The organism is Neglectibacter sp. X4, from assembly GCF_009917365.1.
Classification (GTDB): Bacteria; Bacillota; Clostridia; order Oscillospirales; family Acutalibacteraceae; genus Acutalibacter.
This window is the reverse complement of sequence record NZ_QWLE01000282.1, coordinates 1-621: the sequence shown is the minus strand read 5'-3', so window position 1 is coordinate 621 and position 621 is coordinate 1. Positions and strand designations below refer to the sequence as shown.

Sequence of the window (621 nt, the reverse complement as noted above, 5' to 3'; positions counted from 1 at the left end):
CGTAAAACAAAAACCGACTCCGTAGATACCTTTCTCATCATCAAAGCATTGTCTCTACATAATTACCGCTGTTTTTCAAAGCGTGATTATGATTCTTTGCAATTAAAAAACCTTTGCCGCTTTCGCCAGAAACTGATGAAAGCAAGAACAAAGGTTAAAATTCAGCTCGTATCCTATGTGGACCTTATCTTTCCCGAACTCCAGTTTTTCTTTAAGTCTGGAATCCATACAAAGTCCTGTTATGCGCTCCTGAAAACCGAGTCTAATCCCGACAGGATTGCAAAAATGCATCTCACGCGGTTATCAAACCTGCTGAAAAAGACCTCTATGGGCCACTACACTAAAAATCATGCTATCGCATTGAAAGAGCTTGCATCGCAATCCGTCGGTATTAATGATGATACACTATCTTTGCAGATTTTGCAATCCATTGAACAAATTGAAATGTATTCGCAGCAAATTTCCAGGGTAGAAGCTTCTATCAATGAAATCATGGATAACATGGACTCTGTAATTAAGACTATTCCGGGTATCGGCAACCTCAACGGTGCCATGATTATTGGTGAAATCGGTGATATCTCCAGATTTGAAAAGCCATGCCAGCTCCTGGCTTACGCCGGT

1 protein-coding gene is annotated in these 621 nt (G+C 40.7%); it reads left to right on the top strand.

Features of this window, described 5'->3' with window-relative positions:
* Positions 1 to 621 (top strand): transposase (locus D1841_RS18130; protein WP_166554378.1); only part of this gene is annotated, 621 nt, incomplete at both ends.